The sequence below is a fragment of the SAR202 cluster bacterium genome, assembly GCA_016872285.1.
Classification (GTDB): Bacteria; Chloroflexota; Dehalococcoidia; order Lucifugimonadales.
Map to the genome: position 1 here is coordinate 21019 of VGZZ01000013.1, position 26363 is coordinate 47381.

Sequence of the window (26363 nt, forward strand, 5' to 3'; positions counted from 1 at the left end):
AGACGCTTTGTAAGTTCTTGTCTAGCAGCTGTAGCCTGCGGCGCAGTTGCTTAGCGCTCCCATCTCACCCGTCCTCTGCACGTTGACCATGGGGCTGAAAACAAAAGTCGTGTTGTCGCTGATGCCTCCCCACAATATCCCCGCCAGTTCCACATCGTTCCCATCGACTATCTTAAACACCGGCGACCCGCTGTCTCCGCCGATAACCGTGGCCTGGACCCAGTCCTGGCACAGCATCACAAACTTGGTGCCGTACACACCGGTGTGTACGCAGCTCCTCGTCACCGACCCCTGAGACCAGCCTGATGTCCTGCCCACCTTGTTCAGTGTGTCTCCTACTGCTGCGTTCCCCGCCGCCTCACCGACGATGCGTAAACTGCCCGCAATGGTCAGCGATCCGTTGTTTACTCCATCGGTCTGTTCAACATACCCTATGTCGGCGGCTACGCCCGGGGCCAGGGTGGCGAAGGCGGTGTCGCTGTAACGGCACTGCTTGCCCCTGGGACAAACGCCGCCGGTGAAGAAGCTGGGGTCCGCCGTTTCTGTTCCTGCCAGATTGCTGGACGATATGGTCGGCTGGTAGTGCTTGGTGCCATCCAGAGCGCCCTGCTTGGAGGTGCAGTGCGAGTTGGTGACATAGCCCTGCACCCCTCCACGCACTGCGTTAAAGCCCAGCGTGCACGCGTAGACAAAGGCTTTGGACTGAAAAGTGATCTGTAGGCCGCCCTGCAGGGGCCTCACATTGTCTCGCAGCGTCGCCATGTTAATCATCGCCGGCGACTCCACCACCTCCATCGAGTCGTCGGGAATGCCCAAGGCCTTGGCTTTGGCGCGCACCTTCCCAGATCGCCCTCTGCTCTCCACACCCACTACCACCTTTCCCGACGCCTCGTCGGCATCCGTAAAAACCACACCATCGATTTCAAATAGTCCCAGCGACTTGTCGTGCCAGTCCTTTAGATTCCCCTTACCCTGGCCGCCCCCGTTGTCCGGCCCCGCGCCGTAAATAGGCTAAGCTGCCAGGATCAGAAGAGCCACCAACACCGCCAGAACCGACATCAGCTTAGCCGTAGTCTTCCCTTTTTACTGGTCCTTGTGAGAAATCATCCTACCGTCAAGCCAACGAGTCAAGGGCCGCCTATTGCCCTTAAGAGTATCTGACCGGATTACGCGGGGCGCGGCGGGGCTTGTCACACCTTCTTATACTTCGTCACCCCGGCCTCGTTTCCGCCTGTATACATGTTCCCTCGACGGTCCAGCCATATCCCGTGCGGGTTCGCTGCCGTCTTCCCCCGGCTGATCAACTTCCCGCTGGAATCCAAAACCGATATCCGAGGTATCTGGTCGCTGACAAAAAACCGCCCCTGCGCGTCCATGAAAATATCCATAGGGTGGAAAAAATCCCCCCACTCGCTCACGTAGTCGCCTTCGAGGCTGAAAATCTGCACTCGATTGTTCTCGCGGTCGCACACGTACACCCGCTCCCGACCGTCCACCCACACACCGTGGGGCGTGGTGAACTGCCCTGCCTTGGCCCCGGGCGCGCCCCACGTTTTTATATGCTTCCCGTCGCCGCTGAAGCGGTGCACGTTCGAGTTGCCGTACCCATCGACGATATACAGGTCGCCGTTGGGCGCCACCGCGATATCGCACGGATGGTTGAAGGGCGCCTGGAAGGCGGGCCGCTCCCGTCTCCCCAGCCGCATCTGCACCTTGCCGTCCTTGTTGAACTTCAATACCTCGTGGTAGTCGCGATCGATTAAATAGATGTCGTCTTGCGCGGTGATAAAGATGCCGTGGGCGTCGTACAGGACACCGGTGCCCCAGCCCGTGATAAAGTTCCCCTCGCTGTCCAGCACCACCACCGGCGGGTCCTTGCGCTGGAACACGTACACGTTGTCCTTCGAGTCCGTGGCCACGTGGCTCACGTTGCCGTACGTCCACCCTCGCGGCAGCCTGCCGAAGGGGTGTATCACCTCCCACGCCGTATCCCCCGTCCCAACAATTAATTTAGCCACAACATCCTCCTGTTTTTGTCATTCTGAGCGAAGTCCGTACTCGGACGCAGTCGAAGAATCTGTCATGACGTTGGCTGCACTCGCATAACAAAATTCCTACTCATTTTTTAATTACCGACAAGGAGATCTTCATCATTAATCCTTTTTGTTACCAGTCGAGTCAAATCCACACTTTTTACATCTGGGGGAGTCCTCTAGGACCATGGAATTACAGTTAAAACAGTGCGAAAGTTTAGCAGCTGGCGGAGGAGTGTTACCAGGTTGGTTGATTGCCTCGTATATCTTTTCTATAGTCAGATCGTCACTATCTGGGTTGAAGACAGCTTTGACTAGTAATACACCCCCCAATCCCAAAAACACCAAACACCCAGTGTAAGTCTCGCCTGGAACCCCTGCAGCATAAACCGTTACAGTAGCTATCAAACCTATGGCAAGTAACACCAATCCCAGCGTCACTTTACCCAGGCGCGACACTGGGTGCATACTCGGTAGATCGCAAGCCACAGAGAATCCATAATTGTCCCCCTTGGCTAGCCTCCGGTTATGTGCCACTCATCTGTGGCTTTGAAATGGGTATCCTTTTGGTGTATTAAGCTTAACAAGCACCACTTGCTCGGACTCTCCCCTACACCCCATCCACCCTCGGCCCGCGGGGCGCGTAGGCGGTCTTGTCCGGGTTCCGAGGCTCAAACTTGGCCTTCCCCTGCTTCCCCACCACCTTCCCATCCTCTATCACCACCTGGCCCCGCACCATCGTCATCACCGGCATCCCCAATAGATTCATTCCCTCGAAGGTGTTCAGGTCGCTGACGCCGTGCTCCGGCCCCGCCGTGTGCATCCGCGTCTGGTCCCATATCACCACGTCCGCGTCCGACCCCACTTGCAGCGACCCCTTCTTGGGCCAAATGCCGAAGATCTTCGCCGGGTTCTCGCAGAATAACTGCACAAACCGAGGCAGCGTTATCTTGCCCGTGTTCACGCCATGCGTCCACACCACCGGCATCATGTACTCCAGGGTGCTCAGCCCTGCCGCCACCGAGAATATGTTTATCGACTTCGGGTCCGGCTCCTTGGCGTCGCCCTTCACCGTGCCCGACAGGCTCCCCGTTATTTTCAAATTGTTGGTGTAACCCGTGAAGTCGCTGCCTATGGTATTCAGGCTGCCGCTGGCGACACCCTTCCACATCGCCGCTACGTCCTCACTCTCCCGAAGCGGCGGCGCGACTTTGTACTTGTAGCCGTGCTTCAGCATCATGTCGTTGGTCAGGGTCAGGTAGTGGGGGCACGTCTCGCCGTACAGCGCCAGCCCCTTATCCTTGTAGTGGTCCAGCACCGGCACCGTCTCCTGCGCGCTCAGGTGCACCGGGTACAGCGGCGACCCCGCCACCATCGCCATGGTCGCCGCGCGGTTCACCGCCTCGGCTTCGATAATCGCTGGCGCGGCGGGCTCGTAGTACTCCGGCGACGTCTTCTTCTCGTGCTTGAACTTGTCCTCCAGGTACGCCTTGCACGTGCCGTTCTCGGCGTGCACCATCACCATGCCGCCGTTGTGGGCCGCGTGGTGCATCACCATCATTACCTGGTCGTCGGGCAACGCCATGAGGTTCGAGTAGTTCTTTTCCGACGGCAGCACAAAGGGGTTCCAGGTCATGAACAGCTTGTAGGACGTGACCCCCAGCTTCACCAGGTCGGGGATGACCTTGTGCAGGTCGTCCTTGTCGCGCATGGTTATGAGCCCGTGGGCCGTGAAGTCGGTGTACGACTCCTGCTCCGCGAAGTCGATAAACCCCTTGACGATGTCCGGGTTGTACTTCCGCACGCCCCACTTGTTGCCGAAGTGTTCGTGCCGGTGCGTCTCCGACCCGATGAACGCCGCCACTGTGGTCACGCCGCCGAAGGCCGCGCACATCGAATACGTGTCAATCTTGTCGCCGAATATCGGGTGGGCGTGGCTGTCGATGCCCCCCGGCAGCACGTACTTCCCCGCCGCATCGATGACCTTCTTGGCCTGCCGCTTGGACAGGTCCGGCCCCACCTCCTTGACCTTCCCGTCCTCCACCAGTATGTCGGAACGCGTTATCCCGCTCCCCGACACCAGCAGTCCGCCCTTGATTAAAACGTCAGCCTTTTTCGTCGTCATGGCCCGCCTCCGGCCCTAGATTATGTGTTGGTGGCCGTATGCTAGCACGGGGCCAAAGGCAGGGGCAAGAGCGATTGTCCCTAATGTGCCTCTTGAGTTTCAAACTTAGCATGATCTATGAGCAGGCCAAGTGTAAAAAAGGAGAAGGCTTGTACAAGACACAGCAAGGTCAGCAAAAACATCGCTAGCGAATATAAGATGCCACCAGCCATACTGAAGAAAAGAAAGGATTTGTAAGTTGAGTACCCTAGAATCGGAAGAACAGCGATACTAATCAGGATCGTGGATACAAAATGGGGTTAATAGCGGTAATTTGGGATCTAACATTTTTTCCTTTTAACTTCAACTTAATAATTGGAGGAACAACCAGAGATAAAACGTATAGTGATTCCCACTTGAGTATCGGGTTCCCCTTGTTCATAGCTTGAATCTCGTACTCTATGTTTCTAGCACGTGTAGCCAACGACATGATGAGATGTGTTTGCGCAATGGTTAAAAATAGGATAACGAATACGAAGATAGGAATAATCGTGTAAATAACATCGTACTTAGGATTTTCAAACGCAAAAGCTAGCGCAGAGAGGACAAACACAGCAAATATGCTAAAACGGGGAGAGTATTGCTCGACATACATCCTAATTTCCGCCCTGACAAATCTGTATTCCTCCACCAATAAGTCAATTACTTTGTCCTCAGAGAGAGCCATTTCCCCTCCCTTGAAAATACTACTACCGATTTGGAGTGGCATTATACCAAGGAACCTACATCACCATATCATTCTCAAATTCTTCCAAAGGCCTGAACTGCCGCGATAGGGATTGAAGCTGAGGTGACCGATTGCATAATCTCACAATGTGCTAAGACTAATGTCTCCTCCCCAACCACCCCGGCGCCCACCAGTTCCACCTGTCCATTATCCGCATCAGCGCCGGCACCAGAAACGCCCGCACCACCGTCGCGTCCAGGAACACCGCTATCGCCGTCCCCACTCCCAGCGCCTTCACGATGATCACATCCGCCGTCGCGAAGGCCAGCGCCACCAATACCAGCACCAGCGCCGCGCTGGTTATCACCGGCCCCGTCGCTTCCAGTCCCTCCGCCACGCTCCGCGTGTTGTCCCCCGTGGCGTCGTACCGCTCCTTCACCCTCGACAGCAAGAATATCTCGTAGTCCATGCTCACACCGAAGAGTATGGCGAACAGTATGATGGGCACCGATGCCTCGATGCTCCCCTCCGACGCGAACCCCAGCAGCCCCTCCAAATGCCCCTCCTGGAAGATAAACACCAGCGCCCCGTAGCTGGAGAAGATGCTCATCATGTTCATAATCGTCGCCTTCAGCGGCAGGAACACCGACCGGAATAAGACCAGCAGCGCCACGTAGATGGTCACCAGCACAAAGGCCACCGCCATGGGAAAGTCCGCGTACATCACGTCGATCGAGTCCATCAGGTCCGCCGTCGCCCCGCTTACCAGCAGCGTCGCCCCCGGCCCGGGGTCGATGGCCCGTATGTCCGAGACCAGGTCCTTCGCCTCCTCCTCCACCGGCGAGTGTCGAAGGTATGCCCGCACGATGGCTGTGTCGCTTCGAGCGAACTGCCGCAGCAGCGTCAGGTCCGGCGTCCCGCCCGTCGACGACAGGGCGTCCAGCGGGCTCTCCACCCTCGCCACCCTGGGGTCCCGCTCCAGCCTCTCCACCAGCTCTTGCATCCGGCCCAGCAGCTCCGGCCCCACCGCATCCCCCGAAAACTGCGCTACGATGATCACCGGCGACAGCTCCCCCGACCCTAGCTCCTCCTCCACCACCTCCCACCCCTGCCTCGACGGCGACTCCTCCGGCAGCACCGACGCCCACGGCGACCCCAGCTTGACCCCCAGGAACGGTATCCCCAGCGCCACCAGCAGCGCCAGCAGCGGTATCGCCACCAGCAAGGGCCGGCGCATCACCCCCAGCGCCAGCGTCCGCCAGTAGCTCCGCCCCTGCTTCCTCGACGCCAGCACCGGCAGCGCGTTGACCCTCGTTCCCACCACTGCCAGTATCGACGGCAGCAGCGTCAGCGCCGCCAGCATGGACACGGCGATTACCAGCATCCCGCCCACCCCCAGCGACCGCAGCATCATGAAGTCGAACAGCAGCAGCGACGCCAGCCCCAGTATCGACGTCACCGCCGAGAACACTATCGTCTTTCCCGATGTCGCCACTGCCACTTCTACCGCCTCATCCTTGGAACGACTCGCCAGCTCCTCTCGAAAACGACTCACCGTCAGCAGCGAGTAGTCCACCGCCAGTCCCAGCCCCAGGAACGACGCAATGTTCAGCGCGAAAATGGACATGTCGAAGCCCTGGGCCACGAAATACAGCAGCGCCAGCGCCGCCGATACTCCCACCGCGCCCACCACCACCGGTATCACCGCCGCCACTACCCCTCGAAACACAAACACCAGCGCCACCAGCACCAGCGGCACCGCCAGCATCTCCCCCCGCCGCAGGTCCTCCTCCGACGTGTCGTTTATTTCGGAAAAGATGGGTATGCCGCCCGTGGTCCAGACCTTAAGCTCAGTTTCACCCAGCGAATCTTTAAGCCCGGAGATGCGGTCTATGGCCTCGTCAATATCCAGCTCCAGCCGCACCAGCGCGTAGGTCGTCCGCCCGTCTGCCGATACCATGGAAGGCGTGCCGCCGTCGTAGTAGGTGAGCACGTCCTCAACTTCGCGTCTGTCCCGCAGCGGCGACAGCGCCTTCTCTACCTCTTCTCTGTACCGCGCATCCGTCGCCGGAAGGCTGTCGCTCTGGAACACCACCGTAAAGCCCGCCTCGGTAGAGTCGAAGCGGTCCGCTATGATCTGCAGCGCCCGGCGCGACTCCGTGTCCACCTCGCCAAAGCCGCTCTTTAGCGGCTCCGTCACCCGCGCCAGCAGCGGCAGCGACACCACGAAAGCCGCCACCCACGCGGCGATAATCGCCCATCGATAGCGTACTGTGAATCGCCCCAGTCGTAGAAACATAAACGTCCTGCCTATGATACCCCCTCCCATCACTCTCGTCGAAATTTGTAATCTAAGTTTGTTCGGTCGCACCACTGTTGTATTAGTAGCCAGGCCACTCTTCATTGCTCCTTCTGGTTCTCCCCCTTCGGCCTGGAAGGCGAAGGGGGAGTTAGACGCCGTCCTGAGCCTGGTCGAAGGAGGGGGTTGTGGTATTTCTTTTTTCTTTCCCCTTCTTCCAGCGTGAGGCGCCGTCCCGAGTATCCCCCGAGGGAAAGAAGGGGACAAAGGGGATGAAGGTATCTCGACTGAGAACAGGAATGTGATGTGGATCACACGTCTTGAGGAGGAGTGGTTCGGGATGGGAATGATGAGGCCCCATAGCCACCGTTCTTCCTGCCCCCACACCCTAATGCTATACTTCCACCAGCCTCATCAGGAGCCGAATAGTGGAACTTCTCCGCAGCCTCCAGTTCATCCCCGGCAACCGCCGCGACATGCTCGAAAAAGGGCGCGCCTTTGCCGCAGACGCCCTCATCGCCGACCTCGAAGACTCGGTCCCCCCAGCCGAAAAAACCGCCGCCCGCGACCTCGTGAAATCCACCGTCCCTGGCCTCTGGACTCAAGGCCAAAAAGTCATCGTTCGAGTCAACTCTCTGGACACGGGCCTTACCTGGGAGGAGCTCCAAGCTGTTGTCGGCCCTTACCTCTGGGGCATAAGCCTCGGAAAAGTCACTTCGCCCTGGCACGTCCAGGAGTGCGGCCGAATGCTGGAGGCCCTGGAACGCCGCGCCGGCATGGAGGCTGGCAAGGTCAAAATCATCCCTTGGGTGGAAAGCGCCCGCGCCGTCCTCAACGCCCTTGCCATCGCCGAAGCCTCCCCGCGAGTTGCCGCCCTGGCCTTCGGCGCCGAGGACTTCACCAACGACATGGGCATCGTCCGCACCGACGAGGGCCAGGAGGTGCAGCAAGCCCGCGGCTTCGTCGCCATGGCCGCCCGCGCCGCCGGCATTCCCGCCCTCGACTCCCCCTACGTCAAGTTCCGCGACCCCGAGGGCCTCCGCCGAGAATCTGAAACCGCCGCCAAAATGGGATTCAAGGGCAAGTTCTCCATCCATCCCGCCCAGATCGATGTCATCAACCAGGTCTTCTCCCCCAAGCAAGAGGACATCGATTACGCCCGCCGCGTCGTCAAAGCCTGGGAGGAGTCGGAAGCCCAGGGCCGCGGCTCCCTATCCCTCGATGGCAAGATGGTGGACGTGCCCGTAGTCAAACGCGCCCGCAACCTCCTCACCCTGGTTGAACAAATGGAAAAGCTGAAGCGGTAGACATCTTAATGTTGACCCCAGCTTCATACTCCGCGCTAGAATCCAGGGGAACTTGGGGCTATTCTTCTGGTTCTCCCTCTTCTCCTATTGTCCAAGGAGAAGAGGGAGTTAGACGCCGTCCTGAGCCTGGTCGAAGGAGGGTGATGAGGTGAGCCTTATTTCTCTTCCCCTTCCAGCAGGCTGTACTCAGTCCCGATGCAGTCGGGAAAGGGGCCAGGGGATGGTGTCCCGCATAGAATTACGCTTGTTGTCTATAGCCTAGGGAGGAACTAATGCCCCTCTCCAAACAGCCCGACCATATCCTCCTGGAAGGCATGCAATTCTACGCCTACCACGGCCGCAACCAGGAGGAGCGCACCCTCGGCCAGCCCTTTGTTGTCGACCTCGAGGCCGAAATGGACCTCCGCCGCGCCGGTGACTCCGATGACATCAAGGACACCGTCAACTACACCAACCTCTACCACATGGTCCGCGAAGTCCTGGAAGGCCCGCCACGCAATCTCCTCGAGTCCCTCGCCGAAGCCATAGCCCAGGCGGTGCTGGAACTCCACCCCGTCGCCGCCGTCCGGGTGCGCATCAAAAAGACCAAGCCCCCCATTAAAGGCGCCATCCTCGCCTCCGCCGGCGTCGAGGTCTATCGAGCCCGCTCATCCCGCGAGCCTCGCCGCTAGTAGGCATGGCTTCGATCGATTCAACGGGCGACTCCCCTGATGCAAAACCCAAAAGCAGTCCCATAGCAGAGGTCTTTCGCCTCTTCCTAAAGCTCGGCCTCATCGGTTTCGGCGGCCCCGCCGCCCACATCGCTATGATGCGCGACGAGGTGGTCCAACGGCGCCGCTGGCTCAACGACCAGGAGTTCCTGGACATGGTCGGCGCCACCAACGTCATCCCCGGCCCCAACTCCACCGAAATGGCTATCCATCTTGGTCACCGGCGCGCTGGATGGCGGGGCCTCATCGTCGGCGGCGCCTGCTTCATCATCCCAGCCATGCTCATCGTCCTCGCCATCGCCATCCTCTACGTCGAGTACGGCGAGACCGTCAAGGCCGACTGGCTCCTCTACGGCATTAAGCCTGTAATCATCGCTGTAATTCTCCAAGCGTTGCTAGCCCTCGGCCGGCGGGCGATTAAAGGGCCTGTCCTCGCCGTCATCGTCGCCGCCGTCATCGCCCTCTACCTCATCGGCATTAACGAACTGCTGCTGCTCTTCGCGGGAGCGGCCCTGTATCTGTTGATAAAACAAGGTTTCAAAGTCTGGAAAGAGCGCACCAACGGAATTGCCCTGCTCCCCCTCATCGCCTCCGTGCCCCCCGCCTTCGGCGCCGCCACCGTCCCCGGCTTCAGCATGACCACCCTTTTCCTCACCTTCCTCAAAATCGGCGCCGTCCTCTACGGCAGCGGCTATGTCCTCCTCGCCTTCCTCCACGGCGATTTCGTCGACCGGTTAGGCTGGCTCACCGAGCAGCAACTCCTCGACGCCATCGCCGTCGGCCAGTTCACCCCCGGCCCCGTCTTCACCACCGCTACTTTTGTCGGATACCTCGTCGGTGGCTGGCCCGCCGCCCTGGTGGCCACCGTCGCAATCTTCCTGCCGGCCTTCGTCTTCGTCTTCTTCCTCAGCCGAATCCTCCCCATCGTCCGGCGCTCCCCCACCGCCGGCCTCCTCCTAGACGGCATCAACGCCACCTCGCTAGCCATCATGGCCGGCGTCACCTGGCAACTAGGCCGCGCCTCCGTCATCGACTGGTTTACCATCCTTCTCGGCCTCGCCAGCCTCCTCGCCGTCTTCCGGCTCAAAGTCAACTCAGCCTGGATAGTCCTCGGCGGCGGCCTCGCCGGCCTGGCTTACAAAGGCGTAACTCAAGGGTTTAACTAAGCATAGTGGACTCCAAAGCCAATAGCATACCTATGGCGTTCTCCCTTCTCAGGAGAGTCCAGAGAGGGCGAAGTCCTCTTTGGCGGGGGAACTGGGGGTGCCCCCCAGCAATTTCTTCCCCTTCCAGAAAAGGAAGGGGATAAAGGGGATGGCTCGTTGGTCTGTGGAATCGACAGGCTAATAGAGAACGACTTTTGCTTGAAACCAATTAGGAGAAACCCATGATCTACGGCATCATCGGCATAACCCTCTGGACCGATAACCTCCACCGCCTCAAGGCCTTCTATAAAGACACCCTCCGTCTCCCCCTCCACTCCGACCACGGTGACTTCGTCGTCTTCAGATGGGGCGACATGCGCCTCAACCTCGGTCTTCACAGTCGAGTCCACGGCCCTTCCAAAGACCCCTACCGCACCATGGTCCACTTCGGCGTCAAAGATATCCACTCGGAATACGAGCGCCTAAAAGCCGCCGGTGTAGAGTTCATTCGAGTGCCGGAGCGTGAGGACTGGGGCGGCTGGGTCGCCACGTTTAAGGACCCAGACGGCAACGTGTTGCAGATGTTGGAGCTGCCTAAGTAGCCCGACCCTGATCTTTTCCTTGAGAGTCTGAGCCGTACATAGACTCCTCTATCTCCGTGGCCTGCTCCTCTAGCATCTCCTGTTTCAGCTCTTCCCAATCACCACCTAGGTCAATGTTTGCATTTATATCCGATTTGCAGCTTCAATCCGCTTTTTCCTGTCACGCAATGTATCTTCCATGTTTAGACTCTACGTTTGTGATCTCATTAGAATAGTAATATCCTGCAAACGCAGGATCTGCTAGCTCAGAAATCTACAACGACGACGCCACTTCCAGTGGGTTGAAACGCCTTAATCCTTCGATGCCATCAAAAGCCTTGTCCGCGCTAATGATGCCGTCCATGCCATTAACAATCGCCACTGCGGCATGAATGGCATCTCGAGATTGTAGACGAGGATATCTCTCAAAAAGGTGTATCGCTAACGATACCTCGCTTGTGGTAACAGGTACTACAGACCCAAACATTCCAAGAAGCTTTTCAGCTATCTCAATTCCAAATTTCTTCTGATGGCGGTAGTCAAATACATATAAGATTTCCTGTATTGTCTCTGCATCTATTGCGTAACCGTCCGTATTTTCTAGCGAATGCTCGATTATCTTTAGGCTTGGCTCTCTTAAGGGATGATCTAGGCCTACCGCGTAGATCACCATATTGGCATCAATGAGTTTCATTTATTGTAATTCTCCAGCGACTCCTCAATCTGCCTAACTCGTTCCTCAATGATTTGCTTCTTAACCACATCCCAATCCCCGCCAAAGTCAATTTTCTGGCTTGCCAACCACTTCACCGCCTCCCGCCTTTTCTCCAAGTCCGCCTCCAGGTACGTCTTCTCCACCGCCTCCCGGATCAGCTTCCCCACCGAAGTCTTCCGCCGGCGCGCTATCTCTTCGAGATATGAGAATTTAGATGGTTCAAATAGCACTTCCACCCGTTTTTTCAAAGCCATGTTGCTCTCCGTATAACGTATATACGGTGATTATAGTACACCTGCCAAACCCCAACCCTCACACCACCACCATCCCGTCCCCAAAACTGTAAAACCTGTAACCCTCCCGTATCGCCTCCTCATACGCCCCCTTCAGCCGCTCCCACCCCGCCAACGCCGACGTCAGCATTAGCGGCGTGCTGCGAGGCAGATGGAAGTTGGTCACAAATACATCCACCATCCTGAACCGATGCCCCGGCAGTATCAGCAGCCTCGCCCGACCCGCCGTCGCCGCCAGCCCCGACTCGCCCCGCTCTTCCGACCACAATGCCGCCTGCTCCAGGCTCCGCACGCTGGTAGTCCCCACCGCCACTACTCGACTGCCCTCCCGCCTCGCCGAATTCACCGCCTCCGCTGTGGCTGCGGTTATCTGAAAGAACTCCGTATGTATCTTGTGCTGTCGAGGGTCCTCCACCTCCACCGGCCTGAAGGTGTCCAGCCCAACGTGCAGCGTCACGTAGGCCACCCTTACCCCCTGGCCCTTCAGTTCCCCCAATAACCGATTCGTAAAATGAAGCCCCGCCGTTGGCGCGGCGGCGCTCCCCGACTCACGAGCGTATACCGTCTGGTACCGCTCTCGATTTTCCAGCGGCGCGTGGATGTACGGCGGCAGCGGGACCTGCCCCCACTTCTCCATCCCCTCCTCCATCGAAAGCCGCACCACCCGCAGTCCGTCCTCGCTCCGCTCCCGCACCTCCACCTCCACGTCCGCCCCCTCTACCACAAACCGCGCGCCCGGCTGTAACCGGCGTCCCGGCTGCCCAATGGCCTTCCACACCCCCGGCGACAGCCTCTCCAGCAGTAGAAACTCGGCACCGCCGCCGCTTCCGACCCGCTTGGCGCGAATACGCGCGGGTATCACTCGGCTGTCATTCAGCACCAGCAGATCGCCGACCCGCAGCCACCGACCAATCTCGTGAAACCGGGCGTGCTCAATATCACCAGTCTCTCGATGCAATACCAGGAGTCGTGAAGAGTCACGGGGTTCCACGGGATGCTGGGCTATAAGATCAGGAGGCAGGTGGTAATCAAAATCACTGGTCTTCATAGAACGCCTGACCACTAAGTATAAGCAATGGGCTAAAGTCGCGTGTTGAGGGCGGCATTTCGAATGTTATAATTAGCCCAGCTACTCACGAGGCTTGAAGTTTGGTTACAAAAGACACGTTTCGACAGAGCATGGCCCGTTTCGCCACCGGCGTTACCGTGGTCACCACCCTTAGCGGCCAGGGCAAAATCCACGGCATGACCGCCAACTCCTTCACGTCCGTCTGCCTGGACCCTCCCCTTGTCCTGGTATGCGTGGACTTCCGCACCAGCACCCACGGCTATATCGAAGCTACCAAAGCCATGGGCGTCAACGTCTTGAGCGAAAAACAGCAGGACGTAGGCAGGTACTTCGCCAGGAAACCCGCCGACCGCGTTGGTCCCGAGCCTTACAAGTACGCCCTCGGCCAGAGCAAGCTGCCTATCATCGAAGGCGCCCTGGCCTTCTTCGGGTGCCGCGTCATCGACACCCATGTCCACGGCGACCACTCCATCTACATCGGCCAGGTCGAGGAAGTAGTCCTCGGCAACTCCGACAAGCCCCTGCTCTTCTACGAAAGCAAGTTTACCCAGCTAAACCCGCAGTAGGTCTGGCCCTACTCGCCCTTCTCCTTCCCGTTCTGGAAGCACGTTATCGCCACCACCTTGTCCCCATCCTCCGCCTTCCACACCCTAACCCCGCTGGCGTTGCGGCCCTGTTGCGATATGCTCGCCAGGCTCGTGCGGATAACCTGGGACTGGGCGGACGACAGCATCACCTCATCCTCCACTCCCTCCGCCACCACCCGCGCGGCGGCCACTGGGCCGGTCTTATCCGTGACCTTGAAGACCCGCACACCCTTGCCGCCCCGGCCCTGCTGGCGGAAGCGGTCCAGGGCCACCAGCTTGCCGTAGCCGTTGGCGCTGACCACCAGCAGCCGTTCGTTGGGCTTCACCGTCTCCATCCCTACCACGTAGTCGTCGCTCCCGCGCCGTATGCCCCTCACTCCGCCCGCCGCCCTGCTCCGCACCGGCACCTTCTCCCCAGGGAAGCGAATGGACTGGCCCTTGGCCGTGATGATATGCACATCCTCGTCCTGTTCTACCTTCCTCACCGACACCACTTCATCCCCCGGCTCCAGGTCCATGAAGATCAGGCCGTTGCTGCGAATGTTAGCCATATTCTCAAACCGTACAGCCTTTACCTCCCCAATCCGCGTCGCGACAACACACTTCCCTTCCGTCTCCACCTCGGGCAGCGATATGATGGCGCTGATCCGCTCGTCGTCCGCGATGGCCCCGATGAGGTTCTTAACGTGGGACCCGCGGGTGTTCCTCGACGTGTCGGCGTGTATCTCGGCGCACCGCAGGCGATAGACCCGCCCTCGGTTGGTGAAGAACAGCAGGTAGTGGTAAGTGTTGGTGGCGACGATGTGCTGTACGATGTCATCCTCGCGCGTGGACATGCCCCGCACACCCCGTCCTCCGCGATGCTGCGCCCGGTAGGTGCTAAGAGGCATAACCTTCACATACCCGCGCCGGCTCACCGCCAGCACCACGTCCTCCGGCTTGTAAAGCTCCTCAAAGGTCTTCTCACCAGGCTCGCCCTTTAGGATTTTCGTCATCCGAGGACTCTTGAAGTCATCCTTCAGCTTCAACGTCTCGCCCCTGATGACCTCCAGCACCTTAGCCGGGCTGGCCAGTATCGCCTCCAGCTCCGCAATGGTCTTGAGGACTTCCTGGTACTCCTCCTCCAGCTTCTGCCGCTCCAGCGCCGCCAGCCTGCGGAGCTGCATGTCAAGGATTGCCTGCGCCTGTATGTCCGTGAGAGTCAGGCGCTGCATCAGCGCATCCTTGGCCGCCTGCACGTCCTTGGCCTCGCGGATCAGCTTGATGACCAGGTCCAGGTTCTCCAGCGCCTTTCGCAAGCCCTCCAAAATATGGGCGCGGTCCTTGGCCTTCTTCAGCAAGAACTCGGAACGGCGGGTCACCACCCGCTGCCTGTGCTGTATAAACTGCTGCAGCGCGTCCTTCAGATTCAAAATCTGCGGCTGCCCGTCCACCAGCGCCAGCATAGTCACGTTGAACGCCGATTGCAGCGCCGTGTGCTTGAACAGGTTGTTCAACACAATCTGGTCGTGGGCGTCCCGCTTCAGCTCTATAACTATCCGCAGCCCCTGCCGGTCCGACTCGTCCCGTATGTCCGATATGCCATCTATCTTCTTATCGCGCACCAGCTGCGCTATCCGCGCCACCAGGCTGGCCTTGTTGACCTGGTACGGTATCTCCGTGACGACTATCTGGCTTCGCCCGCCTCGAATCTCCTCGATGTCCGTCTTGGCCTGCATCACCACCCGGCCACGGCCCGTCGAGTACAGTTGCCGCCCGAACTCGTTGCCCTTGCCCACCAGCGCAATGGCCCCCGTGGGGAAGTCCGGCCCCTTCACGTACTGAAGCAGGTCTTCTACATAGGTGTCAGGCTGGTCGATAAGGTGGACTACGGCGTCGCATATCTCGCCCAGGTTGTGCGGCGGGATGCTCGTCGCCATTCCCACCGCGATACCTGACGCGCCGTTCACCAGCAGATTAGGCAGCCGCGCGGGCAGGACTGTGGGCTCCTTGAGCGAGTCGTCAAAGTTGGCGGTGAAGTCGACGGTGTCCAGGTCTATGTCCGCCAGCATCTCCATCGCCACCCGGGTCAGCCGCGCCTCGGTGTACCGCATGGCCGCCGGCGGGTCGTCGTCAATGCTCCCAAAGTTCCCCTGGCCGTCCACCAGCGGGTAGCGAAGCGAGAAGTCCTGGGCCATACGCACCAGCGCATCGTACACCGGCGCGTCGCCGTGGGGGTGGTACTTGCCCAGCACCTCGCCGACGATACGCGCGCACTTCTTATACGCGCTGTTCGGCCCCAGGTTCAGCTCGCTCATGGCGTAGAGGATGCGCCGCTGCACCGGCTTCAGCCCGTCCCGAATGTCCGGCAGCGCCCGCGCCACAATGACGCTCATGGCATAGCTCAGATAAGACGACCTCATCTCGTCGTCTATGCGGACGGTCTGAGGCAGGGGCCTGTCAGAGGCTGTGACCATTATTCACTCCAACTCTCTTTCTTATCTTCTAATTCTGTCTTATGGTAACCTGCGCCTTCAATTCCTAAACCAGCGCATTTCCACCAATTTGCCACATATCGGCGTTAAAACCGTCCCTCGGACACCCGTTCCGTCGCGAACAACCTGGCCCGCTCCACAAAGGCCTGCATCACGTTGCCGAACACCCTGGGCGCCTCCCCCTCCCGCTCAATGGTCGCCTGGAAGCCGATAACCCAGCTATGCTCTACGCTCTCCAGCCCCTCTATCACCCCATCCTCCACCGCGTACGCCGACGCCATAAGCCTCGGCGACCTCTGAGGCTCCTTCAAGCCCTCCGTATGGCGGCTGGTAATCTTGAAAAACCCTCCCACACCCAGAATCGCCGCCGACTTGCTCCCCGGCGATAGATAGATAGTATGTGTTGCGGCAGCGCCATTGTTCCCATCATTCGCCGCATGTCCCTTCACGGGAATCGATGGCTTTCCCCCAAAGGCCTGGTTGAGAAGACCCAGTCCCATTCCCGTAGCTAAAATCGGCACATCCCTCTCCAATGCCCGTCGAAGGAGTGACACGTCTTCTTCCAGCCACACATTCTTCGTGACCGGCGAGATAGAAGCAGCGTCTCCGGTCACGTACAAGCCACTCATCCCATCCAGGCCGGGGCCTTGCCCTAAGTGAAGCTCATTGGACCTGACCGGCTTCACATTATACTTCGCGAGAACTCCAAAATCTGAGGAGGCTTCTCTATCGGATTTCGGAGTGAGGCTAACAATAATCAACTTGCCTTAATTATACCTGAAATTGGACAGAATTTGAAATCAATGTCACAATATACTGAGCCTTGAAAACTAGTTCTCACAGATAGCGCCCCTTGGCTAAAAATACTAGGGATTGCTATCCTGGTGAGACATTTCACACAATAAGGAGACTGGGACTTGCAGCAAAAAGTTGACCTTTCACTGTATGACGCTTACACAGCTTACGTAAACGGTGTTAAGGGCACTAACGATGCCTCCGGATTCCAGGATGTCAACCGATTTGTACAGTGGTGCGGCAAGACCAGCAGCATCTCTCAGCTTAATCCTCAAATAGTCGCCTCCTACGCCGAATGGATAGGCGCCCGCGCCGGCGACGCCTCCAAGCCCCTGGAACCCGTCAAGTCCTTTCTCACCTTCCTCAAAAAGAAGGAATATATCGAAGCCAGCCTCGCCTCCCATATCCGCATACCCAAGAGCAGGTCCAAAGCCCACGCCTCCAATGGCAGTCACGCCCCGGAACGCGCCGAGCTTTCCACCCAGGGCTATCAAGACCTGGTTAACCGCCTCGAGGCCTTGAAAGTAGAGCGAGTCAAAATCACCGGCGATATTGGCCGCGCTATGGCCGACAAGGACTTCCGGGAGAACGCCCCCTTGGACGCCGCCAAAGAGCGCCAGGGCATGGTCGAATCCATGATCCGAGACCTGGAAGCCGCCTTAAGTACCGCCGTCGTTACCGGCGCCGGATCTTCCCATGAGACCATGCGAATCTCCCTCGGCAAGAAAGTAGTCCTTAAAGACGCCGTCAGCGGCCGCCAGCTATCCTACACCGTCGTCCACCCGCGAGAGGCCAACCCAGCCACCGGCAAACTTTCCAGCGAGTCCCCCGTCGGCAAGGCCATCATGAACCGCCGCCAGGGCGAAAAAGTGGAAATCACCACCCCCCGCGGCGCCATCTCCTACACCATCGAAAAAGTCCACGGCAAGTAGCTCGCTGGCGTCATACCAGCGAAGGCAGGGCCAGCTCCCTCTCTTAGCGATGGGTGCCAGGGGGCACGTCATTTCGAGTCCGCCGTGGCGGATCGAGAAACCTCAACAGCACGCCTGCCAGCATAACCCTTCATGTGACTGTCAACGACTTGCTCCAAGCGGCAGATAAGCACTCCCGAGGTATGTAATAAAAAGAGTCCTGTCATCCTGAGTCTGCCGTAGGCGGATCGAAGGATCTAATCGCCGTGACTGTTGCCACGCCCGAATGACCCCGCTTCTCCCTCCTACCCTACCTCCCCAAGCCCCGCACCACCTCCTCCACCACCTCCCCTGGCACATCCCGTCGGGACACCGCCCTCCCCACCCCTTCCAGCAGCACCCACCGGATGGCCCCGCCCTCCGTCTTCTTGTCCAGCGCCATCGCCTTAAACAACCCCTCCGAGTCCACTGCCTCCACCTTGGTAGGCAGGTTGAACCGCCGCAGCAGCCGCTCCTGCCGATTTATCACATCGTCGCCAATCATCCCCATGCGATGGCTTATCCGCGCCGCCCCCATCATCCCCACCGACACCCCCTCGCCGTGCAGGTACTTCCCGTACGACGTCGTCGCCTCCAGCGCATGGCCCATTGTGTGCCCGTAGTTCAGCAATATGCGACGCCCCAGCGTCTCCCGCTCGTCCTCCGACACAATCTGCGCCTTGATAGCCATGCTCCGGCGTATAACCTGCGTCGATATATCCCGTTCCAGCGCCATCAGCGCCTCGGCGTGCTCCTCGAACACATCCACCAGCCCGGCGTCGAGGATGAAGCCGTGTTTGATAGCCTCGCACCAGCCCTCCGCCAGCTCCCGTTTCCCCAGGGTGGTCAGCGCCTGCGGGTCCGCCAGCACCATCTGCGGCTGATAAAACGCCCCCACCAGGTTCTTGGCCTGCGGCATGTTCACCGCTACCTTCCCTCCTATGGAGGCGTCCACCATCGCCGCCATGCTCGTCGGGACCTGGACAAAGGGCATCCCGCGCAGGTACGTCGACGCCACGAACCCCGCCAGGTCCCCCACCACACCGCCGCCCACCGCTAAAATGGCGTGCCGGCGCTCCGCCCGCCGCGACGCCAGCCATTCGTAAATGTTCTGCGCCATAGCCAGGCTCTTGTTCTCCTCGCCCGCCGGTATCACAAACGCGTGCGCGACAATCCCCGCCTTCTGCAGCGACCGCTGCGCCTGCCGCCCGTACAGCGGGAACACGTTGCTGTCGCTGATGATATAGACCGGCCCCTTTATCCCAATCCCCAGCAGCCGCTCCCCCAGCCTCTCCAGCAGCCCCCAGCCCACAACGATGGGGTAGCTCCCCGTCGAATGCGTCACTACCGCCGCTACCTCACTGTCCGACGACGCGCCTCCCATCATCCTCCCACCCACCGTTTGCCACGCCCGCGCCACCTCCGCCGCCGCCTGCGCCTCCGTCAAATAGTCCGTCGACACCGTCCAATGCGCCATCGAATAATACGGCTGTCGCTGGGCCTTCAGCTCCCGTATACGCTTTAACGGCTCTCGCGATGCCAGCATGGGCCGCTCCTCAGGGTTCCGTCCTCCCCCCTGCGCCGACAGCCTCTTGTAAATCGTCTCCGGGCTCGCCTCCAACCCTACCACCAGCCCGCTCCCAAAGCACACCTCCCGGTTCCCCTCATCCATCAGCGCGCCGCCGCCCGTCGCAATGACCCGTCGTGTGCCCCCGCAGGCCCGCCGCACCTCCTCCCCCTCCATCCTCCGGAACACCACCTCCCCCTCCTGCGCGAATATCTTCGTCACCGACTTCCCCGCCCGTTTCACAATCTCCGCGTCGGTGTCGACAAACTCCCACCCCAGGGTTCGGGCCGCCAGCGCCCCCACGGCGCTCTTCCCCGTCCCCGAGAATCCAGTCAGGATTATGTTCTCTTTAGCCGCCATAAATCGCCAACGTTTGTCATTCTGAGTCCGCCGTAGGCGGATCGAAGAATCTGATCACCACGCTAGCTTGTTCACGCCGAATTATAAAGCAAAGCGATTCACAAGCCTCTCTTCTTAATTCCTCTCCTCAGCACAAAGGCCGAGCCTTCGCCGAGAACCGACATTTTAGCATGGGTAGACGTGACAATGACAAATAAAACCGGTCAAAATAGCAGAGCGCCCGTCCCTTCAAATCCCCTAATCGCGCACAGCAATCTCAATCGCCGACTTGAGGTCCTCTTCCTTCACAGGTTTTGTGATAACCCTAATCATTCCCACCGGGAGGGCTTCCAGGGCTCGGTAACTGTTTGCGTCGTCTCCATGAGCCGTAATGAATATTACCGGGATTGGACGGGCCCGCTGAATACGCTCCGCAGCCTCTATTCCATCAGCCCTTCCACCCAGCACAATGTCCATAAGCACCAGGTCCGGCTTGAATTTGGCAGCCTTCTCTACGGCCTCCGGTCCTGAGGTAGCCACATCCACGTCGGTGTAACCCCAGCCCCTGGGCATCCTTCTCAAGTCCAGGGCCACCACCCGTTCGTCCTCGACAATTAATATACGAGCCTTTTCCACGCTACATCATCCCCCCCGACCTGGGTAAACCTGATCCGGAAGGCTGTCCCGATATTTCCGTTCAATGCGTCCTGTTCCAGTTCAATCGTACCACGCAGCTGATGGGTTAGTTCGTTGGCTAGCTGTAATCCTAAACTCTCCGTCTTGCGAAAGTCCAACCCCGCCGGCAGGCCCACACCGTCGTCCGCCACCCTCAGGCTGAAGCGCCCCGGCTCCTCCTCTCGAAACTCGATCCGAATACTCCCTTTCCTGCCGCCTGGAAAGGCATATTTAATCGCGTTGGTCATCAGCTCGTTGAGTATCAGCCCGCAAAGCACCGCCGTATCAAGCTCCAGAGACCCTTTGTCTGCATCCAGCGTGACCTTTACCCGCTCAGGCTCCACGTTGTATGAATGCAGCAGGCTGTCAGCTAGATTCCGAATGTAACCGGCCATGTCTATCCCGGCCAGGTCTTTGGACTGAAATAGCTTGTCGTGAATCAGCGCTATAGATCGGATGCGCTCCTGGCTCTCTTGAAACTTTGCCCTGGCCTGGGGGTCCCTAATCTCGTCCGCCTGCATACTGAGCAGACTCAAAGTGATTTGTAGATTATTCTTCACACGATGGTGGATCTCTTTTAGAAGAACGTCCTTCTCTCGCAGCGAGGCTTTGATCTGCTCCTCCGCGCGCTTCCGCTCCGTGATATCACGGGCTATCTTTGACGCGCCAATAATCTTGCCCGCGCTGTCTCTAAGCGGAGATATCGTCAGAGAGATGGGTAATCTCTGGCCGTCCTTACTAATACGCACAGTATCATAATGCTCTATTCGTTCACCACGGCGAATGCGACCCATATTCATCTGCTCTTCGTCTATGCGGTCAGGCGGTATGATAAAGGTGATAGAACGACCAATAGCTTCCTCCGCGGTGTAACCGAAGATTCGTTCCGCTCCCTTGTTCCAACTCGTAATGGTCCCATTCAAGTCCTTGCTGACTATCGCATCCGATGTGGATTCAACTATAGCAGCAAGGCGCGCACGTTCTCCCTCCGCCCGCTTCCGCTCCGTGATGTCTTGGAATACAACTATCAGACCAACAATCGAGCCCTGCTGGTCCCGCAACGGCGACGACGAGTAGGAGACTGGGAAAAAACTTCTGTCCTTGCTAATAAAGATATCTTCAAAATCCTTCAGCACTTTGCCTTCATGTGCCACCTTAAAACCTGCGCACTCTTCGATAGGGAACGGCGTGCCGTCAGGGCGCTTGTAATGAGTCACATCATGCATCCTGCGGCCAATTAATTCTTCAGATGTCCATCCAAATAACCTTTCCGACTCAGGATTCATGTACGTGACTAGGCCATGAGTATCCACGGTGTACATTCCTTCACCCATGTTGGCCGTAGTTGTCTGGTTAAGTTCCAGTAACCGGCGGGCCTCGGCCTCGCTCCTACGTAGCGACTCCTCCGCCTGCTTACGCTCGGTGATGTCGCGAGTGAAGCAACGGGTATGAATAAATCGGTCTCCTTGCCAATAAACATTGGAATCGATAAGGACGTACTTTATCGAGCCGTCCTTGCACCGCAGTCGCGCCTCATAACTGTGCAGTTCTTCTCTATTGCTGAGACGCCGTAGGAAGTCCTCAATCACGGCCTGGTCTGCGTGGAACTCCGAGATGTGATGGCCTATATACTCCTCGCGGGTATAGCCCAGGAGGTCTACCTCCGCCTGGTTTACCCAGATCACACGGCCATCAGGCCCCACCCAGTGCAGGCCAATGGTAGCGTTTTCAACAAAATCGGTCAGCTCCTGTTCCTTACGCCACAGCGCTTCTTCTGCCCGCCTGCGCTCCGAGATGTCCACCAGCATGTTGATGCCGCCGGTAATTCTGCCTTCGGCATCGCGCAACGGTGTCGGATAATGGGCGAACCAGATGCGCTTCCCGTCCGGCCTCTCCGCAATGGCCTCAGCGCCACGGACAGTTCTCCCCTCCTTTAGCGCAATAGCCATGGGGCACTCGTCGTGGGGCATCGGTCTGCCGTCCGGATAGTAGAGCTTCCAGCTAATACACCACTTATCGCTGCCTAGCTCCGGCACGCGGCCGGAAAATTCCACGGCTGCCGGGCTGAAGTAAGTAAGGCGGCCCTCCGCGTCCGTCGTGTAGATTGCCGCTGGCAGCACATCGAACATCTGGCTAAAGCTGTGCTCGCCTCCAATCAGCGTTTCTTCGACCCCTCTGCGCCCGTTGGTCTTACCCGCCCCATTGCTCCCACGAGCGCCCTTGCCGTCTTTGCTCCGACCGTTGCTGGAATTACGAGGCCCACGGCCCGAAGTTCCAGGGGTGGAAATGGGGGTTGCGTCTACTGAGGACTGTGGGGAATTTTGCGGCAGCTTCTTCGCCCTTGACATTGACTCGACCCCCTAAGCCAATGCCAACTGGCAGCGACAGTAATACTTACACCATCCTCGGCTAATTGGATTACGGTGTCAAGGCGGCCCCTCCGCCGTCCAGCAGCCCTCAGTAATGCCTCGGCGCCTGTATCAGCCGACTCACGTGCTCCCCCTCCATCCTCGCCACAATGTTCAGCGCCATCTGCTTCACGTAGTACTCCAGCACTCGCCGCAGGTGCGTGTTCTTGCGGTAGTCCGCCTCCGCTATCTCGTCCACCCGCTTGGCGTCCCGCAGCGACATGCAGTTCTCGAAAGCGTTCTTGCTGTCCGGATCGTACACCGCCACCGCCTTCCCCCCCAGGCTGGTCACCACCGCAAAACACGGCACGTCTGTCGGCCCATCGCCGATGTACATCATGTTGCTGAACGGCACCCGCTTCTCGTCCTCCGGCAGGTGGTCGTTCACGTCCAGATGGAAGTCCATGTACTCGACTCCCTTGTTTATGCGAAACAAGTACTGCGTCTTGGACGTGTGGCTGACGATGCGCTTGGGCCAGCACACCCGCCCGTCCTTGTCCTCGTCCAGCTCGCATCCAAAGATACGGTCCACGTTCCGCTTCAGGCCGCTGCCATCCAGAATCGCTTGCAGTCCCGACGTTACGACATAGTGCTCCAGCTTGATGCCGTGCTGCTGGAACCTCTCCTCGTTCAGCGTCAGGCTCAGCTCCCGAAACACCTCCGGCACGCCCCGATAAAAATGCAGCTCCTTGCCCAACGCCGACAAGTCCTTGTTGGACATCCGTCGAAACTCCGGTATCTCCAGCAGCAGCCGCATCCACGCCAGCTCCCCCTCATAGGCTTTGGACGCGATCATGTCCGCCGCCTTCCCCCAGAAATCGTTCCTCGCGACGCCCAGCCGCGCGAACAAAACGTCGTCCTGCATCGAAAACGGACTCAGCGTGCGGTCATAGTCATAAACAATGGCGATAACGTTTTGCTGCTGAGGCATCGCTGCCGCCTCTCTAGTGCCTGGCGCTAATTGAGATTTGAGGCGCCGAAAAGTGCTGTTCAGCGCCCAGGAACTTCCTTCTCCCCTGGAGCCTGCCCTGAGCGTAGTCGAAGGGGGAGAAGGCGCAGGTCGAAGACTCGCCGTGGCGAGATGAGGGGTGAAACCCTACCGCCACAATCGATATGGGGGCTTCGAGTTCACTGGCCTCGTCTGGTCCTCTCCCCCCTTGAGGCCTGTCCTGAGCCTGGTTGAAGGAGGGAGACTTAGAGAGGGGGGTTGGGGCGGGGCCCCTGGGGGCTCTGCTACCCATCCCTACGCCCCTTTCGCCGTGACCTTCCTCGGCCCCACCGTCTTCATATACCCCTCATAATTCCGACGCGTCTCCCTCAGGCTGTCCCCCCCGAACTTCTCCAGAAAAGCGTCCGCCACCACCAGCGCCACCATCGCCTCCCCTATCACCCCAGCCGGCGGCACCTGGCACACGTCCGACCGCTCATAATGCGCCTGCACCATCTCCCCGCTGTCCAGGTCCACCGACGGCAGCGGGTTCTTCAGCGTCGATATCGGCTTGATAGCGAACCGCGCCACCAGCGGAGTCCCGCTGGTCATCCCGCCCTCCGTCCCGCCGCCACGATTTGTCTTTCGCTGCCACGGCCTCGACGGGTCCGTCACCGGCTCGATAACATCATGCACCTGCGACCCCTTCATGTTCACCGACTCCCACCCGTCGCCAATCGACACCGCCTTACAGGCGTGTATCGACATCAGCGCCTGAGCTATCCGCCCGTCCAGCTTCCTATCCCACTGCACGTGCGACCCTAGCCCAATAGGCAAATTCTCGCACACCACCTCCACTACTCCCCCCACCGTGTCTCCCGCCTCCTTGGCCTCATCGATGACCTTCATCATCTTGGCCTCCACCGACTCATCGGCGCACCGCACCGGCGACGCCTCCGTCTTGGCCCAATCGATGTTCTGCGGCGCCTTCGCCCATACCCCGCCAATGGATAGCGAGTGGCTGTTTATCGATATATCGAACTGCTCCAGCAGCGCCCTCGCCACCGACCCCGCCGCCACCCGCGCCGCCGTCTCTCGCGCGCTGGCCCGCTCCAGCACGTCGCGAACGTCGTCATAGCCATACTTCATCGTCCCCGCCAGGTCGGCGTGGCCGGGCCGCAGCCGCGTCACCCGCTTAATCTCCTCCTCCACCGCCGACACGCTCATAATCTTGGTCCAGTTGACCCAGTCCTTGTTCTCAATAGTCATGGCGATGGGGCTGCCCAGGGTCTTCCCGTGACGCACGCCGCTTATCACGTGCGCCCAGTCCTTCTCAATCTGCATCCGCCCGCCCCGGCCATACCCCTTCTGCCGACGCGCCATCTGCGCACCGATGTAGTCCTCCGTCAGCGGCACGCCCGCCGGCATTCCATCAACAATCACCGCCAGCCCCTGGCCGTGGGACTCGCCCGCTGTCATAAACCTAATCTTGCTCAGCATCGTCCTACTTTGTTTCGTTGATTTTGTTCATGGTACTCTTCGGACGGTTGTTGCTAGTTGAGATGCCGCCTATCAGGCTAAGCCTTCCTTTTCTCCCTTCTCCCCCTTGATGGGGGAGAACAGAAGAGAGGGTGAAACACTAGCTCCACAATCCTTTATCACTGCCACCTGCCATCATTTCTCCTCTTCTCCCCCCTTGAGGGGGAGAACTAAAGAGGGGGGTCAACCTCAGCACCTTCGCCTAACTCGTCCTTTCCATCAGCGCCTTTCGCGCCGCCTTGAACATCACGTCTACCGGCGCAGGCTTGCCCGTCCACAGCTCAAAGGCCACCGCGCCCTGGTAGATCAGCATCGACAGGCCCCCCAGCACTCGCGCCCCCGACTTCGACGCCTCCTGCATCAGCGGCGTCACGGGTGGATTATACACTAGCTCATATACCACAGCCCCAGACGGTATCTGCTCTCGACTCAGTGCCGACTCCCGCTCCGCTCCCCCGTGCAGCATCCCCATGGTCGTGCACTGCACGATTAAGTCCGCCTGCGACGCCTCCTCCTCCATCTCCTCCCCCGACAGCCCAATAGCCCTCGCCTCTCCCTTCCACCCCTGCTTCAAGTCCTTGACCAGCCGCTTGGCCCTGTCCACCGTCCGATTCGCAATCGCCACCGACGCCATCCCCTCCGACGCCAGCGCCATCACCACCCCTCGCGCCGCGCCGCCCGCCCCCAGAATCAGCACCCGCTTTCCAGCGGCGCTAAACCCCGCCTCCTCCTTCAGCGCGCGGACGAACCCCAGCCCATCGGTGTTGTGCCCGAAAAGCCTCCCGTCCCGCTTCATAATCGTGTTCACCGCCTGCGCCCGCTTGGCCTCCGGTGACAGCTCGTCCACATACTCCATCACCATCTCTTTGTGCGGCACCGTCACGTTAAACCCCAGTATGTTGGACTGTTCCGTCCTCACCTCCGCCACAAACTCCCTCACCCCCGTCATCGGCACTTCCCACGCCTCATACGTCATGTCCAGCCCGTGATGCCGTATCGCCGCATTCTGAAACGCCGGCGACATGGAGTGTTTTATCGGATACCCGATTATTCCCAAGCGTTTTGTCATAGTATGTTTTGATGCTAGGATTAAAGCCGTGAGTTGTCAGCACTAGATA

Annotated in this window: 22 protein-coding genes; 6 read left to right on the forward strand and 16 right to left on the reverse strand. The window is 59.1% G+C overall.

Annotated elements, in window-relative coordinates; translation table 11 throughout:
• Positions 1-21: 21 nt before the first annotated feature.
• The 5 genes from FJ320_05425 to FJ320_05445 all read right to left on the reverse strand — a co-directional run bounded on the left by FJ320_05425 (position 22) and on the right by FJ320_05445 (position 7268).
• The gene (locus tag FJ320_05425; protein MBM3925416.1) at positions 22-912 is read right to left on the reverse strand and encodes a hypothetical protein; all 891 of its coding nucleotides are present in this window, start codon (positions 910-912) and stop codon (positions 22-24) included.
• A gap of 278 nt (positions 913-1190) precedes the next feature.
• Positions 1191-2018: a peptidase gene (locus FJ320_05430; protein MBM3925417.1), complete on the reverse strand. Its 828-nt coding sequence runs from the start codon at positions 2016-2018 to the stop codon at positions 1191-1193.
• Between the two features lie 625 nt (positions 2019-2643).
• Complete coding sequence (locus tag FJ320_05435) at positions 2644-4158, reverse strand: amidohydrolase family protein (protein MBM3925418.1); 1515 nt, start codon at positions 4156-4158, stop codon at positions 2644-2646.
• Positions 4159-4432: 274 nt separating this feature from the next.
• Positions 4433-4864, reverse strand: coding sequence for a hypothetical protein (locus FJ320_05440; GenBank protein ID MBM3925419.1), 432 nt, complete (start codon positions 4862-4864; stop codon positions 4433-4435).
• Positions 4865-5021: 157 nt separating this feature from the next.
• Positions 5022-7268 carry an MMPL family transporter gene (locus tag FJ320_05445; protein MBM3925420.1) on the reverse strand — a complete coding sequence of 749 codons (2247 nt, stop codon included), beginning with the start codon at positions 7266-7268 and terminating at the stop codon, positions 5022-5024.
• 323 nt (positions 7269-7591) lie between these two features.
• On the opposite strand from FJ320_05445, the gene FJ320_05450 reads away from it, so the two are divergent.
• The 4 genes from FJ320_05450 (at position 7592) to FJ320_05465 (ending at position 10927) form a co-directional block, all read left to right on the forward strand.
• Positions 7592-8470 (forward strand): CoA ester lyase, encoded by an 879-nt coding sequence (locus tag FJ320_05450; protein ID MBM3925421.1) that lies wholly within the window; start codon positions 7592-7594, stop codon positions 8468-8470.
• Between the two features lie 272 nt (positions 8471-8742).
• Positions 8743-9141: a dihydroneopterin aldolase gene (folB, locus tag FJ320_05455; GenBank protein MBM3925422.1), complete on the forward strand. Its 399-nt coding sequence runs from the start codon at positions 8743-8745 to the stop codon at positions 9139-9141.
• Positions 9142-9146: 5 nt separating this feature from the next.
• Complete coding sequence (gene chrA, locus FJ320_05460; protein MBM3925423.1) at positions 9147-10346, forward strand: chromate efflux transporter; 1200 nt, start codon at positions 9147-9149, stop codon at positions 10344-10346.
• Positions 10347-10567: 221 nt separating this feature from the next.
• Complete coding sequence (locus tag FJ320_05465) at positions 10568-10927, forward strand: hypothetical protein (protein ID MBM3925424.1); 360 nt, start codon at positions 10568-10570, stop codon at positions 10925-10927.
• A gap of 253 nt (positions 10928-11180) precedes the next feature.
• On the opposite strand, the gene FJ320_05470 is transcribed toward FJ320_05465, so the two are convergent.
• The 3 genes from FJ320_05470 to queA are packed head-to-tail and all read right to left on the reverse strand — an operon-like array spanning position 11181 to position 12962.
• Positions 11181-11600: a type II toxin-antitoxin system VapC family toxin gene (locus FJ320_05470; protein ID MBM3925425.1), complete on the reverse strand. Its 420-nt coding sequence runs from the start codon at positions 11598-11600 to the stop codon at positions 11181-11183.
• Positions 11597-11875, reverse strand: a complete 279-nt coding sequence (locus tag FJ320_05475) for a hypothetical protein (protein ID MBM3925426.1) — start codon at positions 11873-11875, stop codon at positions 11597-11599. The genes FJ320_05470 and FJ320_05475 overlap by 4 nt, the downstream gene beginning before the upstream one ends.
• A 58-nt stretch (positions 11876-11933) precedes the next feature.
• The gene (gene queA / locus FJ320_05480) at positions 11934-12962 is read right to left on the reverse strand and encodes a tRNA preQ1(34) S-adenosylmethionine ribosyltransferase-isomerase QueA (GenBank protein MBM3925427.1); all 1029 of its coding nucleotides are present in this window, start codon (positions 12960-12962) and stop codon (positions 11934-11936) included.
• Between the two features lie 101 nt (positions 12963-13063).
• Here queA and FJ320_05485 point away from each other — a divergent pair, with 101 nt between their 5' ends.
• Positions 13064-13549, forward strand: a complete 486-nt coding sequence (locus FJ320_05485; GenBank protein MBM3925428.1) for a flavin reductase family protein — start codon at positions 13064-13066, stop codon at positions 13547-13549.
• 8 nt (positions 13550-13557) lie between these two features.
• Here FJ320_05485 and gyrA read toward each other — a convergent pair whose 3' ends face one another.
• Together gyrA and FJ320_05495 are read right to left on the reverse strand one after the other, a co-directional pair.
• Positions 13558-16026, reverse strand: coding sequence for a DNA gyrase subunit A (gene gyrA / locus FJ320_05490; GenBank protein ID MBM3925429.1), 2469 nt, complete (start codon positions 16024-16026; stop codon positions 13558-13560).
• A 104-nt stretch (positions 16027-16130) separates the two neighbouring features.
• Positions 16131-16673 carry a hypothetical protein gene (locus FJ320_05495; protein ID MBM3925430.1) on the reverse strand — a complete coding sequence of 181 codons (543 nt, stop codon included), beginning with the start codon at positions 16671-16673 and terminating at the stop codon, positions 16131-16133.
• Between the two features lie 288 nt (positions 16674-16961).
• Between FJ320_05495 and FJ320_05500 the strand changes: the two genes are divergently transcribed.
• Entirely contained in the window at positions 16962-17771 is an 810-nt protein-coding gene (locus tag FJ320_05500; protein ID MBM3925431.1) for a hypothetical protein, read from the forward strand.
• Between the two features lie 289 nt (positions 17772-18060).
• Here FJ320_05500 and aroB read toward each other — a convergent pair whose 3' ends face one another.
• The 6 genes from aroB to aroE all read right to left on the reverse strand — a co-directional run bounded on the left by aroB (position 18061) and on the right by aroE (position 26314).
• The gene (gene aroB / locus FJ320_05505; GenBank protein MBM3925432.1) at positions 18061-19716 is read right to left on the reverse strand and encodes a 3-dehydroquinate synthase; all 1656 of its coding nucleotides are present in this window, start codon (positions 19714-19716) and stop codon (positions 18061-18063) included.
• Between the two features lie 237 nt (positions 19717-19953).
• Positions 19954-20331, reverse strand: coding sequence for a response regulator (locus tag FJ320_05510; GenBank protein ID MBM3925433.1), 378 nt, complete (start codon positions 20329-20331; stop codon positions 19954-19956).
• Positions 20310-22718 (reverse strand): PAS domain S-box protein, encoded by a 2409-nt coding sequence (locus FJ320_05515; protein MBM3925434.1) that lies wholly within the window; start codon positions 22716-22718, stop codon positions 20310-20312. The genes FJ320_05510 and FJ320_05515 overlap by 22 nt, the downstream gene beginning before the upstream one ends.
• A gap of 109 nt (positions 22719-22827) precedes the next feature.
• Positions 22828-23709, reverse strand: coding sequence for a haloacid dehalogenase-like hydrolase (locus FJ320_05520; GenBank protein MBM3925435.1), 882 nt, complete (start codon positions 23707-23709; stop codon positions 22828-22830).
• Between the two features lie 312 nt (positions 23710-24021).
• Positions 24022-25194, reverse strand: coding sequence for a chorismate synthase (aroC, locus tag FJ320_05525; GenBank protein ID MBM3925436.1), 1173 nt, complete (start codon positions 25192-25194; stop codon positions 24022-24024).
• A gap of 253 nt (positions 25195-25447) precedes the next feature.
• Entirely contained in the window at positions 25448-26314 is an 867-nt protein-coding gene (gene aroE, locus FJ320_05530) for a shikimate dehydrogenase (protein MBM3925437.1), read from the reverse strand.
• Between the last annotated feature and the right edge of the window lie 49 nt (positions 26315-26363).

Coding starts and splice junctions, on each gene's coding strand:
- FJ320_05495 (MBM3925430.1), bottom strand. CDS start 16,673: ATGAGTGGCTTGTACGTGACCGGAGACGCTGCTTCTATCTCGCCGGTC.
- aroE (MBM3925437.1), bottom strand. CDS start 26,314: ATGACAAAACGCTTGGGAATAATCGGGTATCCGATAAAACACTCCATG.
- FJ320_05520 (MBM3925435.1), bottom strand. CDS start 23,709: ATGCCTCAGCAGCAAAACGTTATCGCCATTGTTTATGACTATGACCGC.
- chrA (MBM3925423.1), top strand. CDS start 9,147: ATGGCTTCGATCGATTCAACGGGCGACTCCCCTGATGCAAAACCCAAA.
- FJ320_05465 (MBM3925424.1), top strand. CDS start 10,568: ATGATCTACGGCATCATCGGCATAACCCTCTGGACCGATAACCTCCAC.
- FJ320_05515 (MBM3925434.1), bottom strand. CDS start 22,718: ATGTCAAGGGCGAAGAAGCTGCCGCAAAATTCCCCACAGTCCTCAGTA.
- FJ320_05440 (MBM3925419.1), bottom strand. CDS start 4,864: ATGGCTCTCTCTGAGGACAAAGTAATTGACTTATTGGTGGAGGAATAC.
- gyrA (MBM3925429.1), bottom strand. CDS start 16,026: ATGGTCACAGCCTCTGACAGGCCCCTGCCTCAGACCGTCCGCATAGAC.
- FJ320_05470 (MBM3925425.1), bottom strand. CDS start 11,600: ATGAAACTCATTGATGCCAATATGGTGATCTACGCGGTAGGCCTAGAT.
- queA (MBM3925427.1), bottom strand. CDS start 12,962: ATGAAGACCAGTGATTTTGATTACCACCTGCCTCCTGATCTTATAGCC.
- FJ320_05445 (MBM3925420.1), bottom strand. CDS start 7,268: ATGAAGAGTGGCCTGGCTACTAATACAACAGTGGTGCGACCGAACAAA.
- aroB (MBM3925432.1), bottom strand. CDS start 19,716: ATGGCGGCTAAAGAGAACATAATCCTGACTGGATTCTCGGGGACGGGG.
- FJ320_05475 (MBM3925426.1), bottom strand. CDS start 11,875: ATGGCTTTGAAAAAACGGGTGGAAGTGCTATTTGAACCATCTAAATTC.
- folB (MBM3925422.1), top strand. CDS start 8,743: ATGCCCCTCTCCAAACAGCCCGACCATATCCTCCTGGAAGGCATGCAA.
- FJ320_05435 (MBM3925418.1), bottom strand. CDS start 4,158: ATGACGACGAAAAAGGCTGACGTTTTAATCAAGGGCGGACTGCTGGTG.